Consider the following 19,202-nt stretch of genomic DNA (forward strand, 5'->3'; position numbering starts at 1 on the left):
CAAGGATTGAATGACTACAGATTAAAATAGTCATCAACAGGTTGACAGCATTACCTAAATTATTCTGGTGGCACAGCAATTTGCTAAATAACTTTACCTTCATTAAATTTTTAAAGAAATACAATCAGGAAAAGTGACTTTAAAAATCTTTTTCGAACATGACGCTACTGATATCTGATATTGCCTGCAGAATTTTTTCATAGACGTACACCTCTATTACAACGACAGGCAACGTACCAGTAATGCGTGCTACCACGCACTTTTGCCGTGAAGGGCGCAAATGCGTGGCTGTAACCATAAACTGTTAACGCCTGGGTCAGGGCGTAACCTTACCCAACACACCATCCTGCTGGCAGCTTTCTCCTGCAGCAATCTGGATTGACAGCACTCCGTTGCGGGCAGCAAGTACCGGTACTTCCATCTTCATTGCTTCCATTACTGCTAGAGTCTCGCCTTCACTGACGGTTTCGCCGGAAGTTTTAAGCCAGCGCTGCACAATGCCGGAGATGGGCGCAGTTACTGCACCGGCAACCTGTAATGCCTGGGGTGTTTCAGCCAGACTTGCCGGAACAGCACTACCGGAGGCAGCCTGGAAACTGGCCGGGAGAGCCAGTTGATGGCGCCGCCCATCAATTTCAATCCAGCAACGTTGTAGCGGGGAGTTACCTGGGGGTAAAGGGCGTACCTGTTCAGCAAGCTCAGCAGAAAAATCAGTCTCAATCCAGCGCGTATGAACACTAAAGCTTTTAGTAAAATCCGGGGAATGGAGTACCGCTTCATGGAAAGGCAGCACTGATGCCACTCCTTCGATGCGAAAGGCTTTGACTGCCTGGCGCGCACGCGCCAGCGCCTGGTCGCGGTCTGGTGCCCAAATGACCAGTTTCGCCATCAGTGAATCATAGAAGCCAGAAATAGTGTCTCCATGGGTGACACCACTGTCCACGCGTACCCCTGGTCCTCCTGGCAGATCAAAGCGTGTAATCGTACCCGGCACCGGGAGAAAACCTTTCGCCGGGTCTTCTGCATTAATCCGCAGTTCAATGGCGTGGCCACGCGGCACTGGTGGTGTGGTAATACTCAGTGGTAACCCATGGGCAACGCGTAGCTGTTCTTTGACCAGATCCAGACCGCTGGTTTCTTCAGTTATTGGGTGTTCAACCTGCAAACGGGTATTGACTTCAAGAAACGACAACACACCATTGGCACCCAGCAAAAACTCTACCGTGCCTGCGCTGCGGTAACCGGCACGCTGGCAAATGGACTGCGCGGCACTGGCAATTTGTGCTTCGATTTCAGCACTGAGAAAAGGCGCCGGGGCTTCTTCTACCAGTTTTTGGTTGCGGCGTTGCAGAGAGCAGTCGCGGGTACCCACCACGACTACGTGGCCCTGCTCGTCGGCGATAACCTGCGCTTCAATATGGCGCGGGCGGTCGAGATACTGTTCAACATAACACTCCCCGCGCCCGAAGGCTGTCAGCGCTTCACTGACGGCTGACTGGTAAAGTGTGGCGATTTCCTCCCGAAACCACGCTACTTTCAACCCGCGCCCACCACCACCAAAGGCAGCCTTGATAGCAACGGGCAGGCCGTGTTCATCGGCAAAGCGGATAACGTCCTCCGCGCAAGAAACCGGGTCTGGCGTACCTTTAACCAGCGGTGCACCAACTGCCATGGCAATTTTCCGCGCCTGGACTTTATCACCCAATTGCTCGATGGTTTCCGGGCGTGGGCCAATCCAGATAAGCCCGGCGGCTTCCACGGCACGGGCGAATTCAGCCCGCTCAGACAAAAAGCCGTAACCTGGGTGCACCATTGTGGCTTCACTGCGGCGGGCAACGTCGATCAGTTGTTCGATATTCAGGTAAGTCTCTGCCGGGCTGGACCCGGGTAATGCCCAGGCTTCACCAGCCAGGCGGCAATGCAGGCTGTCGACGTCCGGGTCAGCATAGACCGCGACACTGGCAAAACCGTATTCATGGCAGGCCCGGATAATGCGAACCGCAATTTCGCCCCGGTTCGCGACGAGCACTTTGTGTGGGGGAACGGTAGCAACAGCGCTCATTATTTATACTCCTCAAAAACAGTAAAAGGGTGAATGGCCCGAAAGCGAATCTGGCAGTTGGGCGGGAGTTGGCCCGCAATATCAAGATGGTAGTGGGCGACAGCACCAATCACCGGGTAACCACCGGTTAACGGGTGGTCGGCCAGAAACAGAACCGGTTGCCCGTTCGCCGGAACCTGGATGGCACCAATGCAAGTTCCTTCACTGGGTAATTCGCGGTTGTCACTGCGTGTAAGCGGTAACTCGCCCTGTAACCGCAGGCCAATGCGGTTAGATTGTGGCGTGACTTGCCAGCACTGGCTGGTGAGCCGGTCCAGCGCTTCGTCGTTGAACCAGTCGCAGCGTGGCCCAGGGATGATATCCAGCGTGATGGTCTCGCCGGGTGCCGGTAATGAAGGCAGGCCGATGACAGCAGGCTGTACCGCACTGTATGGCGGCGTGGTGCCTGCATACAATTTAACCCCAGCCTGTAACGGTTCCGGGCCAACTTGTGCCAGCGTGTCGCGTGAGGCACTGCCCAGTTGTGGTGTAACGGCCCAGCCGCCACGGCGTGCCAGGTAACTGCGCACGCCGCGTGCTGGCGCTCCCAGTCGTAACTGGTCGCCTGCTTCAAGTGCCAGTGGCGCTTCTGTGCTGGCGGTAAAATGTGCGCCGTCTGCACGGGTGACCATGACCGGGCAGGGCGCGCCTGTTAGCGCAACGACCATTGGGGCACAAATACGGGCTCTGAACCCACCGGCAGTAATTTCCAGTGCGGGCAGGTGACCAGGGTTGCCAACCAGCCAGTTGGCGCGCCGCCAAGCGGCCTGGTCAAGTGCACCCGAAGGGGATATCCCCATGCTTGACTGCCCTGCGCGCCCGGCATCCTGAAACAGGGTTTGTAAACCTGGTGATATCACTGACATCACTGCGCTACCGGAAGCTGATTGTTGGAGGGGCTGTGGTTTTACCACCGGCACACAGACCGGGGCGCGCGTGACATCGACAAACTGCACTTGCATGCCGGGTTGCAATAACGCGGGCGGCTGCCTGTCCAGGGCAAACAGTGTTTCTGTGGTGCGGCCAATTATTTGCCAGCCACCGGGACTTGCGTGGGGGTAAATACCGCTGAATTCTCCGGCAAGCCCAACAGAACCCGCCGGAATACGGGTGCGGGGGCTTGCGCGGCGGGGAACCTGGATACCGGCTTCACGAGAAACAAGGTAAGCGAAACCTGGCGCAAAACCACAAAAGGCCACCTGCCACAAAGAGCCGGTGTGGCGCTGAATGAGCGCCTCAACACTCAACCCGAGGTATTCCGCCATCTCGGCCAAATCATCACCAGTATACTGAACGGGGATGGTGACTACTTTACCTGTGCGCTGAGCTTGCATCTGTCCATCGAGCTGGCGAATGGCAGCAGATAACTGGTGGCACTGGGTGAGAGTTGGGTCAAAATGGATAAGCAGGGTACGGGCTGCAGGAATGATCTCTTCCACTCCTGACAATGGCGCAGCCTGCAAGGCGGCGAACAAAGCCAGCGTGTCATCAAGAGTGCCCAGCTCCACTAAAAAACTGGACAGGCTGCAAGGTAAAAATCGCACATTACATCCTTATTATTGTTGCCAGGCGGCGTTCGGAATATCGGTGATAAACATGTGGCCAGGGGCATGGCTTACAGCAAATGGCACCCGTGATGCCATCACTGCTGCCTGTGGGGTAACGCCACAGGCCCAGAACACTGGTATTTCTCCAGGGCGGAGTGTCACCGGGTCGCCAAAGTCTGGTTTGTTGATGTCCTGAATACCCAGCGCCTGCGGTTCACCAATATGTACCGGTGCGCCATGGACGGCCGGGTAACGGGCAGTAATAGTGACGGCATCAGCAACCTGATGAGCCGGAACCGGCCGCATGGAGACCACCAGTTCGCCTTTCAGCCTGCCAGCTTCACGGCAGGGGCGATTGGTTCGGTACATCGGCACATTGCAATCTTCGCTGATATGGCGGACATCAATGCCTGCCTGCATCAGTGGTGTTTCGAATGTGAAGCTGCAGCCAATCAAAAAAGTGACCAGGTCCGGGTGGCTTTGCCAGATTTCCCGGGCATCGGTCACTTCTTTAGCCAGTTCACCATCACGCCATACCCGGTAACGCGGTATGTCCGTATCCACACGGCCTCCAGCTGCCAGCATAGTGTGGCATTGCCCGGCTTCGAGGACATCAAGCACCGGGCAACTTTGTGGGTTGCGCTGCGCGTAGAGCAGAAAATCAAATGCCCAGTCGCGTGGCAGGGCTATCATATTCACTTGGGTCATGCCTGGCGCCATCCCGGCGGTGGGTTTGTCGTAACCCTTACGAATACGCAGGCGAGCCTGTGCCGCCTCTTCCAGTGCTTGTGGTGTTGCAGGGTAATTAATGTTCATTGCTGTTCTCCCGGGCAAAAGGCGCAATTTGGATACCTTCCTGCTCCAGTGCAGCCCGCACTTTGATTGCCATCTCGACGGCACCAGGGGAATCACCATGCACGCAGATACTTTGGGCAGAGATGGGCGTGAACACACTTTCAACTGACACTACACCGCCTTCGCGCACCAGTTGCACCATACGGCTGGCAATGGCCTGTGTATCGTGCAACACAGCACCGGCTTCCCGGCGTGAAACTAGCGTACCGTCCTGATGGTAGGCCCGGTCGGCAAAGGCTTCAGCCACAACCTGCAACCCCTGCTCGCGAGCAAGCTGTGCAAGAGGAGAACCGGCAAGCACCACTAGTGGTAAACTGGCGTTATAGTCTTTAATCGCATTAATGACTGCCATGCCCTGGCGCCTGTCGTGTGCAATTGTGTTGTATAACGCCCCATGGGGTTTGACATAACTCACTCTGGTGCCCGCCGCACGGGCGAGGCCCGCCAGTGCGCCAATTTGGTAAATTACGCTAGCAGTCAGGTCGTCATCTGCCATATTCATTTCCCGGCGGCCAAAGCCCTGTATATCCGGGTAACCCACATGAGCGCCACAACACACCTGGTTGGCTGCGGCGGCTTTGAGTGTGGCCCGCATCCCGGCCGGGTCACCGGCATGGAACCCACAGGCAATGTTTGCGCTACTCACCACAGTCAGCATGCGTGCGTCATCACCCATATGCCACTGACCAAAGCTTTCGCCAAGATCGCTGTTAATATCAATGGTGTTCATAGGCAGCCTTATGCAATTTTCAGGAAATTAAAAATAGTGGAAACCGACATGATGGCCATATACCAGGTCATGATGCAGGTTATCATCCCCAGCCAGAGCAACCAGCGTGGGTAACGGTAACCGTCCATCAGGTCTGCCCGGCGCCAGCCAACCCAAAGGAATAAAGTTAACCCCAGGGGAAGCACCAGGCCATTGAACCCGCCAGCAAACACCAGCAGAGCTGCGGGGGCTGTACCCAGGCACAGATACACAACCAGAGTGAATGCAATAAATATCAGAGTGGCGATATTGCGCTGGCGCTCAGTAATCCCCGGGCGGAAAACGGAAATAAAAGAAACGGATGTCCATGCGGCGCCTACCACGCTGGAAAGTGCTGCGGCCCACAATACAATACCGAAAATACGCAGGCCCACATTACCGGCTGCGGCCAGGAATGCCTGAGAAGCCGGGTTTGCATTGTGGCTGGAGAGATCAATGGTGACACCACTGGCAACCACGCCAAAAATAGCCAGAAACAGCACATAACGCATGATGCCGACCACAATAATCCCGCGGTTGGCCGCCGAAGAAACTTCTTTGATGTGTTCTTTGCCGCTGATGCCCTTATCGAGCAGGCGGTGAGCACCCGCATAACTGATGTAACCCCCGACAGTACCGCCAACAATAGTGGTGATTGCCGCAAAGTTAATATTGCTGGGGAACACGGTTTCACGCAGTGCCATGCCCAATGGTGGGTGTGAAACCAGTGCCACGTAGAGTGTCAGCACTATCATGACAACCCCCAGCGCAATAAGCATGCGGTCAAGCGCTACACCAGCACGGCGTGAAGCAAAAATATAAATCGCAATAGCTGCGCTGATAAGCCCACCCAGTTTAGGGCTCAAGCCAAACAAGGCATTCAGCCCTAAACCGGCGCCCGCGATGTTGCCAATGTTGAACACCAGTCCGCCAAAGATAACCAACACAGCCAACAGGTAGCCACTGCCCGGGATTGCCCGGTTTGCTACCTCTGCTGCATTCATTTGTGTCAGGGTTACCACGCGCCAGATATTTTGCTGTACGACAAAGTCAATCAGGATAGAAGCCAGAATACCGAACGCGAATGCGACACCCAGGGTGGCGGTGAAGGTGGCGGTTTGAGTAATAAAACCCGGGCCAATGGCGGAAGTCGCCATCAGAAAAATGGCGGCGAGAAGAGATGAACGCCGGTTTTGAACAAAGCTTTTATGCTGATTGATGTTATCAACTGCCATTGCATGCACTCCAGTCGGGGGGATGTCATGTTGTTAAGCAAAAACCATTCCATTATTGGGTTAAAGTTATTTCATTGTTCATCAATTATAGATAAATTGATGAACAATATTGATCGTAGTGGAAAAAATACGAATGTAAAATATTTGTTAATGCATGGTTTTAAAAGAGTGAGATAACACGCAAAAACAACTGTGCACAGCAATGACGCACTGCATGCACCGGCCTGGTGCGTTCTTCGCGGCTATGCCAGCAATAATGCCGGGAAGGGGTGAGGATAAGTTGCTGCTTCTTCTGGATTATGGGAATATTGCCGCTTGTCCCCCGTTAGTGAGAGGCAGATGAGAGAACCTGCAGAGCCTGTACTGAGTGAAATGATTGCTCAGGCATTACGTCAGAAAATTATTGCTGGAGAGTTACTGCCTGGTGCCCGCCTCTCGGAAAGGGAATTAACCAGCCAGTTGGATATTTCCCGTAACACGTTGCGTGAAGTTTTTCGTTTGCTTACCCAGGAAGGGCTGTTGCGTTACCAGCCAAACCGGGGCGTGTGTGTGGCGGTACCCACAGATGCCGATATCATAGATATTTACCGCATCCGGCGGTTGATTGAATGTGATGCATTGCGTAATGCTTACCCATACCACCCGGCGATTACCATGATGGAGCGTGCTGTTAACGAGGCGCGTCGCGCTTTGCGGGAGGAAAACTGGGGGGAGGTTGGCACCGCGAATATGCAATTCCATGCAGCCATTGTCGCACTTTCAGACAGTGAGCGTCTGATGCGGCTTTACCAGCATATTTCAGCCGAATTACGCCTGGCCTTTGGTCAACTGGCAGATAAAGAGATGCTGCATTCACCCTATGTGGAGAAAAACGCGGGGATAATTTTGTTGCTGAAAGCGGGTGAAAACGGTAACGCCGCTGCCACCCTTGAAACCTACCTGAATATTTCTGAACGCACTATTCTGGCTGCGCTGGCGCGCAGCCGGTAATTTACCTGAGCTCTGGCAGCTACAGGCCTGCCGGGCGAGGTACTTCTATATAACGGCCATCCGCATCACGTTCGTAATAGTGGCCGTCACTGACATAATGGCTAATTCCTTTCATTGCATGGGGTGCCAGTGGTGAGCTGCGTCTGTAGGCGCTGCAGGATCTGCTCTTTGGTCAGTGACTCAAACTCCCGGAGCATGACGCGAAGCTACAGCTCCCGCGTGGCACGTTCGGCCAGCAAGGGGATACCCACTGGTTTTGCCATATACCTGTTAGGTGCGTAGTGACGCGTCAAGCTCCTCGGTCGTGAGTTCCTGCATCCTATTAAAAATATTAACATTAAATCCGGAAGGCATGAAGAAGCTCATCTTTGCTGGCAGGAGAAGACAACCTTAACGAATGGAAGGGACTTCCCCTGATTATGCGCCTGATTAAGTCTTGTGCAATCATGGGGTAAACACAGCCCCGGAGGGATTCGTTATGACCATCACGACAGTCGGTATCGATCTTGTAAAAAATGTGTTTGCTGTTCACGGCGTTGACCAGAATGGCAAAGCTGTTCTGATTAAATCCAGAGTAACCCGCACCGCTCTTCCCGGGCTGATTGCTGGTTTACCGCCCTGTGTTATCGGAATGGAGGCCTGTTCCGGAGCGCATTACTGGGCAAGACTGTTCCGGCAGTATGGTCATGAGCCGCGTCTGATGGCCGCTAAATTTGTATCTCCTTACCGCATGGCCGGTAAATCAGGAAAAAATGATGCAGCTGATGCTCAGGCTATCTGCGAAGCAGTCTGCCGACCGCATATGCGGTTTGTGCCAGTTAAGGATGAAAGCCAGCAGGCGATGCAGTGCCTGCATCGCACCCGTCAGGGATTTATTGAAGAGAAAACAGCAACGTATAATCGCCTACGAGGATTGATATCTGAATTTGGCGTCATCGCGCCACAAAGTACAGATGCCCTGCGACACATGGTTTCTGCACAGAAAGATTCTTTACCACTTCAGGTTCAGCAATGTGTTGATGATTTGCTGGAGCACGTTGCTCGCATCGAAGCCAACATAGCTGAATATGATCGGATTTTGTTCCGCATGGCCAAAACAGATCATCGCAGTCAGAGGCTGATGGAATTGAAGGGCGTTGGCCCCACAACAGCCTGTGCGCTGGTCGCCAGTATCGGCAATGCACATGATTTTAAGAATGGCCGCCAGCTGGCAGCCTGGCTGGGGCTGACGCCATCGCAGTACAGCAGCGGCGGAAAGTCGAAGCTTGGCAGGATAACGAAAGTTGGCGATTCGTATCTGAGAACACTTCTGGTTCAGGGTGCCCGCTCGGTACTGAGCGGGGCGGAGAAAAGGACTGATTCATTCATTCGTTGGGTCTGCTCACTGGTCGAACGTAGAGGATACTGGCGCGCCGTTGTTGCCATCGCTGCCAAAAATGCAAGACTGTGCTGGGCATCATTGCATTACGGTGATGATTTCAGGTTGTACTCAGCCAGCTAAAGCACGGAGCAGCAGTATAATTATCTGACCTGCAACTCGTTGATGATAAAGGGTTAGACCCCGTGAGGTATATCTGATTATTGTACAGGATATACGTATCCGCTTAACGAACAAGAGCCTCACGCGCGTCTTTCATCAGGGTCCGAATCGATAACGATTCATTATGGCCGTTTATAGTACCGCAGTCTCTCCCTTTTATTTTTAACTGTAGTGTGCAGACAGAAACCGTAAACACCGGCGTTGACATGCCGGGGAAGCCCTTATAGTACAATAATTTTCGATATCCAAACTGACCCCAAATACGTTACTGCTTCCCAGGCAAGCAAAATTATAATTTTCTTAATACCAATGTTATATTGGCTTCTCAGGATGAATTACGATTATTCATTTTTATTAAATCTTGGTTGAGCTTATTTTCACTATTCTCTTTGGCGCGGAACCGTTCAGCTGTCTTTTACAAAAAAATAACGGTAAACACGGCGCCGGCCATAGAAATTTTCACAGTACCGGATAATCGTGAGGCTGCCGCTTATCCAGCGGAGAGTTCATTGAGAAACTCCTGTGTAGTGATTTGCCTGCAATAACCTTTTATAGCGTTGAGAGAGTTTTGATGGCGTTCAGCCGACAGTGTCGCGCAAGCATCAGTCACTAAGGTTACCAGGTATCCCAGATCACAGGCGTCACGTACTGCGCTTTCAATACACTGGTCGGTAAGAAAACCCGCAACCACAAGATAACGGGTACCAAGGTTACGTAGTACATAATCAATGTTGGTCGAGATAAATACGCTGGAAGAGGTTTTCGACAGAACAATTTCATCATCAGCAGGAGCAATAGCTTCCAGAACCTGCGCGTCCCAGGAGTCACGCGGCACGTTAAAGCCGGTAATTTTGTAGTCTAGGCTGCGGTCACGGCCATCTTTGGTCAGACTTTCTATAACGGTATACATCACTTCAATCTGACTTGCACGACATGCAGTCTGGATTTTTTGCATATTAGAAATTGTTTCGCGTTCAATTATATCAAAGAAGTAGCAGAACCTCTCATTCAGTTCGGTTGTCGACATCCCGACATATTCCCCACCATCACGGCGAGCATTGTAATTTTGTACATCAATAAATAACAGCGTTGCGGCTTGCTTCTCAATTGGGATCTCACGGCTGGACGGTTTAAACATTCGTTATGCCTCTTTTTTATATTGTTGACTGGTGAGAATGTCCCAGCTATCTGTAAATATTTGAGCCAGATCTTCAGCCCAGGTTCGTTGTCCTTCTGGTTCTGTAATCAAATCCTGACGAATTTCGATTTCAACATAGGGGAGTTCATTTTTAATGGCGTGCTGAGGAACAGCATAGTCAGTCACATCTGAAACGGAGTAAGGCAGATTATCTCCAACACACCATCGCCGGGTTTGTTTTAATCGCTCCAGTACCGTCAGAGCATATTCAGCCTGATGCTGGTACAGAACACCGATCTCCCATGGCCGCGATTCACCATGATATACCGGTGTAAAGCTGTGCATCGCGAGGATACAGGTCGGAATACCGTGTTTCTTCCTTTCAGTCAGTATCGCGCGTATAGCATCATGATAAGGAGTGAAAATTTCGTCACGCCTCTGGTCACGCTCCTGCTGGGTCAAGCCGATATTTCCCGGAATGGTAGTGGCTTCAGATACCTCCGGGATGGAACTGGGGATACCTGGTTGCCGGTTACAGTCAATCACCAGTCGGGAATATATCTGATGCACCAGTGGGGCGTTGAGTAAACGACTCATATGTCGGGACACAGTCAGCACGCCCAAATCCCAGCCGATATGTCGGTCTATTTCATGCTGCGGTAAACCTAAATCGCCAAGCTGGCGCGGGATACGTTTTCCACCATGGTCACAAAGGATCAAAAAAGGAGAAATGCCCGATTGGTTTTCCACCATTACCGGAGCAGGTTCATCTGAAAAAAGAAGGGGGGCGCTCACGTCTCTATTACCTCATTTGGATTTTGCATTTAAAGATAGGGGGCCAAGTGCTTCCCACTGCTGCAGGCGCTGCACGGTTTTATCACCCTGGCTTTCCATAATGCTGGCGATAATGGCATCAATGAGGACAATACCGGCGGCGTACCCATCAAAAAGCCATGGCGTTTCGACATGGATAGCCAGAACGACTTTAGCGAGAGAAGCTATAGGGGAAAGTTGGGTATCCGTTACGGCTATGAGTGTGGCACCGCGTGCCACAATCTCCTGTGCCAGTTGATACATATCCTGCTGGTAACGACGAAAATCGAACAACACGAATACGTCATTTTTATTAACGTCGATGATCTGCTGAATACGATCGTGATGGTTTTCGGCGAGCACTTCAACACCGCGTCTCACCTGTTGCAGGTTGCGGCCAAAATACATTGCCAGAGACTGGCTGATACGACCGCCACCGAGGATTATATGATGTTCTTTAGCACCGATGAGACGGGTGGCTTCAGCGATCTCATATTCCGCTATGTCACGTAAGGAACACTGTATCGCCAGTGTCGAGGATGTTATGGCGGCCTCTATCAACGACGATGCGCTTTCTGTCGTTACCCAGTTATCCAGGCGCTGTAAAGGGCCTTTAGCCTGTTCCGATATTTCATCCCTCAGCGCCTGCTGAAAATCAACGAAACCACCATATCCCATTCGACGTGCAAAACGCACCACGGAAGGCAGACTGACGCCAGCTCGATCGGCCAGCATTTGCACCGAACCTAAACCAACACCGGGATAGTCAGCCAGCATGGCCCTGGCAATTTTACGCTCTGCAGGACTTAGCTCCGCCATGTTGTCTTTTATCTGTTGTGCCAGCACCTGGCTCTCCTTCATTCCACTTCAGGCAAATAACATTACCACAAGCGTTACGTCTGAATCATACGGATTTAATATATATTACACATCTTGCTTTTTTTCAACGAATGTAACATACATAAAAAGAATCAAGCGGTGTTTTTTATTCCAACTTTAACGGGAGTTTTCGATTTAATGGGCAAGCAATCTGTAGGTGCCGATGATGAAGTCATTGATTTACAAAGCATAAGTGAGAACCTCAGAGCTCTGGGGATCACGACCCTTTTTACCTCGCTGGTCGACTCTGCGGGCGTAATCCGAGGCAAATCTGTCCCGGTAAACCGGCTCAAAACCCTTTGTCAGTCAGGGGTGGGAGCATCGCCTTCCTGGGCTCTGTTCTGTGCCGATAACGCGATTGCCTGGATCCCGGCATTCACGGCTGTTGGTGATCATCGCCTGCGCGCCGATATCAGTTCACTGGTGACATTCCAGGATGGTTTTTGCTGGGCTCCGGTGGATGTTTTTGAACAGGAAGGACAGCACGCCGCCTGGTGCAGCCGTCATTTTCTACGCCAGCAGGTCGCAGCGCTGCAAAAACAGGGTATCGAAACTCTGGCAGCCGGTGAGCTTGAATTCTATTTGTTACCAGAGCAGGACGTACCGGGGCATAGCGGATGGCACGCTTACGGTATAGGGGGGCTACTGGCTCATGAGTCGATGATCAATGATCTCGTCAGAACGCTTGAAGAAGCGAATGTCGGCCTGGAACAATTTCATGCTGAATATGGCTCCTGTCAGTTTGAGCTTTCACTGGCACCGGCCGATCCCGTGACGATGGTGGATCGCCTGGTGCTGACACGTATTTTACTGGGCCGCATTGCACGCAAACACCATTTACGTGTCAGTTTCTCCCCAAGGCCATTTGCGAATGAAGCAGGTAACGGTGCTCATCTGCATTACTCCTTTACACGTGAGGGGCAACCTCTGCTGGCCGGCGGTACCGGTATCTACGGTATTACCGCTGAGGGCGGGAGCCTGATAGCGGGGATCGTACGATATCTGCCGGAATTGGTGGCATTACTTGCCCCGTCAGTATTGTCTGCCGAACGCCTGCAACCCGGCCACTGGTCGGGCGCGTATGCCTGCTGGGGACTGGAAAACAGGGAAGCCGCAGTACGTTACTGTGCGGCAAATCGGGGCAACCCTTATGGCGCACATCTTGAAGTTAAGTGTATAGATCCTGCTGCCAACCCCTACATTGCCTGTGGGGCAGTGCTTGGGATGGCGCTGGCTGGTCTGAAAGACGAACTTCCCCTACCGCAGCCTACACAATCTGCTCCAGCCGATCTCTCAGAAGCTGAACGCAATGAGCAGAATATCCAGCGACTTATAACAAACCACAGCGAGGCCTTAACCCGTCTCGCACAAAGCTCACTGGCGCAGTCAATGTTACCTCCGGAGCTACTGGGCGCGCTGATCGCCGTACGCCAGCATGAACAGGATACCTGGGGACATCTACCGCTGGAAACCATCACGGAGACATTCCGCTTCGCATGGTCGGTTTAAGTCTGAACAACTTCGGGGCAACCCATAACACATCTCGCTAATTAATTGCGCTTATGAGGGTGATGAAGATGAGTCATGCATCAAATAAAAAGCGAAGTTTAAAACTCTGGGAGGCTCTGGCGCTCTCTTTGGGAATGGTTGGACCAACACTGGCTATGTCAGGTAATGCGCAGGGGTTGATCGACTCAGTTGGCAAGGCATTGCCGATTGTGTTTGTATTAGGTCTGATCGGGGTAGCATTAATTGCCTATGGTTTTATCCGTTTGACCCGATTTTATAATCACGCTGGTAGTGCCTACGGTTTGGTCGGAAAAACTGTCGGTCCTCGCGCCGGGTTCTTTTCCGGTTTTGCCATTATGGGAACGTATCTTTTCTTTTCGATTGGCACACTTGCGGCACTGGGTGCATTTACCAATGCTTTTCTGGCCGCATTATTCCCCTCCTCTGGTTTTCAGATCCCATGGATTATCACTGCGACAGTTGGAGTGATATTTAGCTGGATCCTGAATTCTCGTGATGGAAAGACGGTCGCTCGCGTACTGATGGTGATTGAGGGGCTCGGCATTGTATTGATGCTGGTACTGGCTGCAGTGATTGTCGTACATCAACCGGCGACAGGGGCAGAACATGCTTCATTGTTCAGTTTGAATGGCGTCAGTTTTCAGGCGGTAATGGCTGGCGTCGTCGCCGCTTTCCTCTCCTGGGCTGGCTTTGAAGCCTGTGCCACCCTCGGGGAAGAGACAGAAAACCCCAAGCGCAATATTCCGCTGGCACTGCTGGGTTCCATTCTGCTAACCGGTGTGCTGTTTGTGGGGATGATGTATGTGCAAACCCTTGGTTTTGGCCTTAGTGAGTCGGGCCTGAATGCCTTCAAAAATTCAGCGAACTCCCTGGGTACATTATCACAAACATACGTTGGCACCGCATTTACCTTAGCGATGTTGTTTACCGCCATGATGTCTGCTTTCGCGGCAAATTTATCTGCCGCCGCCACCTCCAGCCGTCTGTTATTTGCGCTCGCTCGCGATGGGTTTGGTCCAGCGTGTTTTGCGAAAATGTCAGATAAAAATCATCAACCTCGTAACGCCCTAACTCTGATACTTATTCTCAGTCTGCTGGTTGATGTTGTGGCCTGGCTGAGTGGTAAACCGGCAATGGGAACGGGTAACAGCGCGATAGATGCATACTTTTATTTTGCGATCATCGGCTCCGTTTGCCTGATGGTTGCCTATCTGATGATCGAGATTGGAGTGATTAATTTTATCGCCCGCATGGGTCAGAACATCCCTAAATGGGAGCTGATCATGCCAGCGCTGGGCATCGTCATTATGGTGATGTCGTTATATTTCAATGTGGCAGGCCAGGAAGAGCTCTTTAGTCCGGCACTGGTGGCGTTTTACTGGTGCATCGCCGGCCTGATCACCATCATTTCGGCACCCAAGCTCGTACGAAATATCGGATTGTCCCTGGCGTCAGAGTTTGCAACCCCAGGTGATAAAGTGGCAACCAGGACAGTACAAAAGGAGTGGATATGAGCAAGCAGATCTTTCCTGACGAAGCAGCCAGTTTGTATCAGCGTGACACCCGGTCCGTAGCTGGAATTGAGAAGTTACGCTTCTTCCCGTTAGCCGTTACCGCTGGCAAGGGATGCTGGTTAACTGAAGCAGGTGGCCGGAAATTGCTCGATCTGTCAGCCACCTGGACCGCGGCAGGACTGGGTCATGGTCACCCGGAAATCGCCGCGGCCATCACCAGGGCTGCACAGAATCCAGCCGGGGCCGGTGGCCTTTCAGCGGTACACCCGGATTCGGTCGGACTTGCAGAGGAGCTGCTGGCCATTACCCCGGGCAACGGGGATCGCTGCGTCTATCTCGGACATGCCGGTAGCGATGCCAATGACGTGGCGCTTCGCGCCTGCCGGCTCGCCAGCGGAAAACGTAAGGTGGTGGCTTTTGCGCATGGGTATCATGGAGGTATCGGGCTGGCGATGAAAGTATCCGGAGTACATATATCGGCAGGTAACGCAGCTGATCCAGACCTCTACCTGGCAACTTATCCAAATCCATTCAGAACCAATGATGAAGGCGCTGCGGCAGTCAGCGCAAGCCTTCACGAAGTTAAAGAACAGCTCGATCAAGGTGATGTGGCTTGTGTGATTGTTGAACCCATCCTGTCGGATGGTGGAATGGTCGTGCCACCAAAAGGTTTTTTAGGTGGGTTACATCGATTATGCGTAAAGGCGGGTGTGCCGCTGATATGCGATGAAGTCAAAATGGGTCTGGGGCGCCCCGGGCTGATGCACGCCTTCCAGCATGAGAACATCGTTCCGGAAATCGTCACTTTTGGCAAAGTGTTAGGTGGAGGTTTGCCGCTTTCTGCCACTGTGGGCCCCAAAGAGATCCTTGGTGGTCCCGCAGCGCATGCATTGCTTACCACCGCAGGAAATCCTATTTGTACAGCCGTAGGCCGTTCTGTGTTGCGTGTGCTGCAGCACGAAGAACTGCCTGAACGAGCGGCTCAGGCTGGGCTTTACTTCATTCAACTTCTGCGTGAGCTGGCGAAGGACTTACCCGAGATCGGCGATGTTCGTGGGCATGGTCTGGCTATTGGCATCGAGTTAGTCGTTCCTGACGGCAGCAAAAATCCGGACCGGGCGCTCGCGCAAAAAGTCGTATATCAGGCATGGAAAGAGGGCCTGGTGGTGTACTACGTCGGGGGGAATGTGCTGGAAATAACGCCACCGTTAATTATTACCCGGGATGAGATAACCTGCGCGGTAGAAAAACTATCGCTCGCAATACGGAACGCCCCGAAGGTCACACGTGAAGAAATACAGCCTTATGCTGGCTGGTGAGTCTTCCTCACTATAAATTACCTCGCCAGCCAGTCTGGCGAGGCCTGCTTTAAGTGATGTGTGGCCTTATGCAATCGCCCCACCACCATCGATGAGAACAGTGGAACCTGTGGCATAAGGGTTTCCTGCAACATAGAGGATGGCATCTGCCACGTGTTCAGGCAGCCCCATTGTTCTGGCTGGAAGTGTTGAGGCGGCTTTTTCATACATAGACTGACGTGCTGAACTCTCCAGAGTGTCCCACAGGGGAGTGGCAATCAGCCCGGGTGATACGGTATTAACCCTGACGTTAGATGAGGCAAGTTCTAAGGCAAGACCGCGGCTCAGTGATTCAATTGCTGCATTAATGGCTCCCTGTAACACTGGCTTGGAAGGACGAACGCTGAGAAATCCGGAGACAAAAGTCAGGGAGCCACCTTTATTTATGCGTGCGTGTCTTGCGACGTTATAGGCACCCCAGAATTTACTGTTCATAGCCTGCCGCGCATCCTCAAGCGCCATCTCCCGCACGGGCCCGGAAGTCGTCTGGGCAGCGCTGACAACAACGTGGTCGAATCCACTGGCTCCCTCGAAAAAACGCTGTACTGATTCATCATTGGTAGTATTCAGTTCTGCCACTTCGATATCCAATCCAATCCGTGTAGCTGCAGCCTGAAGCTTCAGCATATTACGTGACGCAATGGTCACTCGTCCACCGGCGTCAGCAAAGGCCCGGGCCGTTGCCTCTCCAATTCCGGAACTTCCTCCAATGACCAGAATTTTTTTATCAGTGAAGTGATTTTTCATGAGGTTACCTCGTTAATATTGAATTCGTCGTCGCCTTGCCTTCCCTCATACATGGCAACAACCAGTTAAAATCTGAGTCAGTCTGACCAGGTATACTTTCAGAGGTACAGCCGTAATCTGCCCGGACTGTTTACCCCGATGTACTCACTTTTTTTAAATCGATGACCCACGCTGAGACGGTTCCTGAATGAAGAACACCGGTTCCGGCTGGTCTTCTCAATTTAATAGTTACCTCTATGAATAACAATTGACCTACAATGCAATAGATTATTAACAAAAATGGTAACCACAAATGAACTTCGGAAATTTCGCTCTGCTACGATTTTTTATTGATGTGATTGATGAAGGTTCGATTTCCGGAGCAGCACGCACTCACAATATTTCGATACCAGCGGCAAGCCGAAAAATGCGGCAGCTTGAACATCTCTTTGGAGTCAGGTTGTTACAGCGGACAACGAGACGGCAATCACTGACGGAGGAAGGTGTAATACTTTATGAACAGGCTGTTCGTATCCTGGGGGATCTTGAAACACTGGAAGATATGCTCAGACAAAATAGCAGGGAAGTGGCCGGTGTTTTACGTGTAACCGCACCTGTGTCGCTGGGGCGTCGAAGAATAGCCCCGTTGCTGGCGCAGTTTGGGGCAATGTATCCAAGGTTATCAGTTCATTTAAAACTTACCGATACGGTGCTTGATCTTGTGGCCTCGGGTATGGATGTTGCTATCCGCTACGGAGCGACTGAGGATTCATCTTATATTTCCAGACCGCTGGCCAACAATTATCGTATCCTTTGCGCTTCACCAGACTATGTGCAAATTCATGGCGTTCCCGAAACACCTCAAGACCTTATCAGGCATCGATGTCTCCATTCTGGCACAGAGTCATCCGTTGACTGGTCACTGGGAGACCTCTCAGTGCGGATTAACTCCCCCTTCACTTCAAATGACGGGGAGGTTATTCGACAACTGGCTCTAGATGGTTACGGTATTGCATTAAAATCAATCTGGGACGTGGCGGATGATATTGAAAGCGGAAGGCTATGCCAGATCCTCAAGCAATATCAGTCACAAGCTGCCCCCTTGCATGCCATTTATCCTCACAGGCAACATGTGGCCCCCAGGGTAAAGGTTTTCATTGAATTTTTGATAAAAAACATCCGGGAGCCAGATATTTACGCAAAATCACCTTCCTGAGATGTTTAGAGTAATGAGCTCATTCAAGGGGCGTCAGACAATATGCATGAACCAGTAGGGTTTATTCGTTCAGTCATGCTTATCTCAATCAGTTTCATCTTACTGGCCAAAACGCCAAGCAGCGTTCTGATTCACTGACGATAGTCTTGAAGACTGGATATCATAATGTTAGTTTTTCTTTGTGGTGAATCCCCCTGAGCGGAGGGGCAATGTAACCAAATAATGTTCAATCATTATCGGCTGACAACATGCGGACCGTATCTGGTTACACTGCAGTTCACCGGGAGGCACCCGGCACCACACATTCCACTTAATAGGTAATCACTTTCCTGTTCCAGCTTTTCCTACTACTGTTAAAAAGTAGTAATGGTAAAAAATGCGATCGCTTTCCAGGTAAATCGGTAGCTCGGACTATCCGGGGAGTGGCGTGCCGTTGCTCAATCTGTATCGCCTACTTTCTGCCCGCCCATCCGAGCGGGCTTTTTTCCTCTGTATCCTTGTCATGTCGAAAGTTAGCCCTGTGTATAAGGCCTCATCGACCAGTTTCGACAACGAGTTATACATTGACTCTGCTAATGATTGCATCGTAAATTATCGACGTGGTGAATCCCCCTGAGCGGAGGGGCGGCCAGTCTGTTACAGTGATCTGTAAATGCAGCGCGAGCCATGTCGACTGGGACTGGTTCACCGGGAGGCACCCGGCATCACACTCGTTACTAAGCAAATTCGTAGCAGATTTAATCCCCTTATTAACCCTGCTATGTTTAATGCCGGTAATGGACTGGAGTTAAATGCTGTCTGATAAATCGGTCGCTCGGTTTTCAGAAGTACTCCATTCTGTTACTACCCTGGAAAGCCAATTTCAGCCCGCCTCCTTGTGCGGTTTTTTTTTAGCTGCAGAAACGTGGTACTGCGCTCCCGGGAGAATACTGAATCTGCGCATTCCTGTCGCCAGTGGGGCATCCCGACACATCAGTTGAGCGGAAAGGCGTTAAGGATATAATCCCGGACG

The 19,202-nt window shown here is 51.8% G+C and carries 15 protein-coding genes; 6 read left to right on the forward strand and 9 right to left on the reverse strand.

The features are described 5' to 3' along the window. Nucleotides 1-316: 316 nt before the first annotated feature. The 5 genes from ABLU50_RS14975 to ABLU50_RS14995 are packed head-to-tail and all read right to left on the reverse strand — an operon-like array spanning nucleotide 317 to nucleotide 6,486. A complete protein-coding gene (locus tag ABLU50_RS14975; RefSeq protein ID WP_004187005.1) occupies nucleotides 317-2,062 on the reverse strand; it encodes a biotin carboxylase N-terminal domain-containing protein in 1,746 nt (581 codons plus the stop codon). Then, the gene (locus ABLU50_RS14980) at nucleotides 2,062-3,645 is read right to left on the reverse strand and encodes an urea amidolyase family protein (RefSeq protein WP_004181711.1); all 1,584 of its coding nucleotides are present in this window, start codon (nucleotides 3,643-3,645) and stop codon (nucleotides 2,062-2,064) included. The genes ABLU50_RS14975 and ABLU50_RS14980 overlap by 1 nt, the downstream gene beginning before the upstream one ends. Nucleotides 3,646-3,657: 12 nt before the next feature. After that, a complete protein-coding gene (locus ABLU50_RS14985) occupies nucleotides 3,658-4,464 on the reverse strand; it encodes a putative hydro-lyase (RefSeq protein WP_004187003.1) in 807 nt (268 codons plus the stop codon). Continuing rightward, entirely contained in the window at nucleotides 4,454-5,233 is a 780-nt protein-coding gene (locus tag ABLU50_RS14990; RefSeq protein WP_040120125.1) for a 5-oxoprolinase subunit PxpA, read from the reverse strand. Before ABLU50_RS14990 ends, ABLU50_RS14985 begins: the two co-directional genes overlap by 11 nt. A gap of 8 nt (nucleotides 5,234-5,241) precedes the next feature. After that, nucleotides 5,242-6,486, reverse strand: coding sequence for an NRAMP family divalent metal transporter (locus tag ABLU50_RS14995; protein ID WP_004181707.1), 1,245 nt, complete (start codon nucleotides 6,484-6,486; stop codon nucleotides 5,242-5,244). 339 nt (nucleotides 6,487-6,825) lie between these two features. On the opposite strand from ABLU50_RS14995, the gene ABLU50_RS15000 reads away from it, so the two are divergent. Together ABLU50_RS15000 and ABLU50_RS15005 are read left to right on the forward strand one after the other, a co-directional pair. Then, nucleotides 6,826-7,476, forward strand: a complete 651-nt coding sequence (locus ABLU50_RS15000; RefSeq protein WP_004181705.1) for a GntR family transcriptional regulator — start codon at nucleotides 6,826-6,828, stop codon at nucleotides 7,474-7,476. A 478-nt stretch (nucleotides 7,477-7,954) separates the two neighbouring features. Then, nucleotides 7,955-8,977, forward strand: a complete 1,023-nt coding sequence (locus ABLU50_RS15005; protein ID WP_102781552.1) for an IS110 family transposase — start codon at nucleotides 7,955-7,957, stop codon at nucleotides 8,975-8,977. Nucleotides 8,978-9,506: 529 nt separating this feature from the next. Here ABLU50_RS15005 and ABLU50_RS15010 read toward each other — a convergent pair. Genes ABLU50_RS15010 through ABLU50_RS15020 form a run of 3 tightly spaced genes read right to left on the reverse strand, consistent with a single transcriptional unit; the run spans nucleotide 9,507 to nucleotide 11,813 of the window. Beyond that, complete coding sequence (locus ABLU50_RS15010; protein WP_004181702.1) at nucleotides 9,507-10,154, reverse strand: isochorismatase family cysteine hydrolase; 648 nt, start codon at nucleotides 10,152-10,154, stop codon at nucleotides 9,507-9,509. A gap of 3 nt (nucleotides 10,155-10,157) precedes the next feature. Beyond that, nucleotides 10,158-10,949: an N-formylglutamate amidohydrolase gene (locus tag ABLU50_RS15015; RefSeq protein ID WP_040217067.1), complete on the reverse strand. Its 792-nt coding sequence runs from the start codon at nucleotides 10,947-10,949 to the stop codon at nucleotides 10,158-10,160. A 12-nt stretch (nucleotides 10,950-10,961) separates the two neighbouring features. After that, nucleotides 10,962-11,813, reverse strand: coding sequence for a MurR/RpiR family transcriptional regulator (locus ABLU50_RS15020; protein ID WP_004181700.1), 852 nt, complete (start codon nucleotides 11,811-11,813; stop codon nucleotides 10,962-10,964). Nucleotides 11,814-11,984: 171 nt separating this feature from the next. On the opposite strand from ABLU50_RS15020, the gene ABLU50_RS15025 reads away from it, so the two are divergent. The 3 genes from ABLU50_RS15025 (at nucleotide 11,985) to ABLU50_RS15035 (ending at nucleotide 16,209) form a co-directional block, all read left to right on the forward strand. Then, a complete protein-coding gene (locus ABLU50_RS15025; protein WP_004181699.1) occupies nucleotides 11,985-13,355 on the forward strand; it encodes a glutamine synthetase family protein in 1,371 nt (456 codons plus the stop codon). 68 nt (nucleotides 13,356-13,423) lie between these two features. After that, nucleotides 13,424-14,890 (forward strand): APC family permease, encoded by a 1,467-nt coding sequence (locus ABLU50_RS15030; protein WP_004181698.1) that lies wholly within the window; start codon nucleotides 13,424-13,426, stop codon nucleotides 14,888-14,890. Continuing rightward, on the forward strand, nucleotides 14,887-16,209 hold the full coding sequence (locus ABLU50_RS15035) for an aminotransferase class III-fold pyridoxal phosphate-dependent enzyme (RefSeq protein WP_004181697.1): 1,323 nt from the start codon (nucleotides 14,887-14,889) through the stop codon (nucleotides 16,207-16,209). Before ABLU50_RS15030 ends, ABLU50_RS15035 begins: the two co-directional genes overlap by 4 nt. Before the next feature lie 66 nt (nucleotides 16,210-16,275). Here the strand turns inward: ABLU50_RS15035 and ABLU50_RS15040 are convergent, their stop codons facing one another. Beyond that, a complete protein-coding gene (locus ABLU50_RS15040; RefSeq protein WP_004181696.1) occupies nucleotides 16,276-16,995 on the reverse strand; it encodes an SDR family oxidoreductase in 720 nt (239 codons plus the stop codon). 292 nt (nucleotides 16,996-17,287) lie between these two features. On the opposite strand from ABLU50_RS15040, the gene ABLU50_RS15045 reads away from it, so the two are divergent. Next, nucleotides 17,288-18,190, forward strand: a complete 903-nt coding sequence (locus ABLU50_RS15045) for a LysR family transcriptional regulator (RefSeq protein ID WP_004181695.1) — start codon at nucleotides 17,288-17,290, stop codon at nucleotides 18,188-18,190. The last annotated feature ends 1,012 nt before the right edge of the window (nucleotides 18,191-19,202 follow it).

The sequence above is a fragment of the Klebsiella sp. GG_Kp173 genome, from assembly GCF_040062415.1.
GTDB lineage: Bacteria > Pseudomonadota > Gammaproteobacteria > Enterobacterales > Enterobacteriaceae > Klebsiella > Klebsiella quasipneumoniae.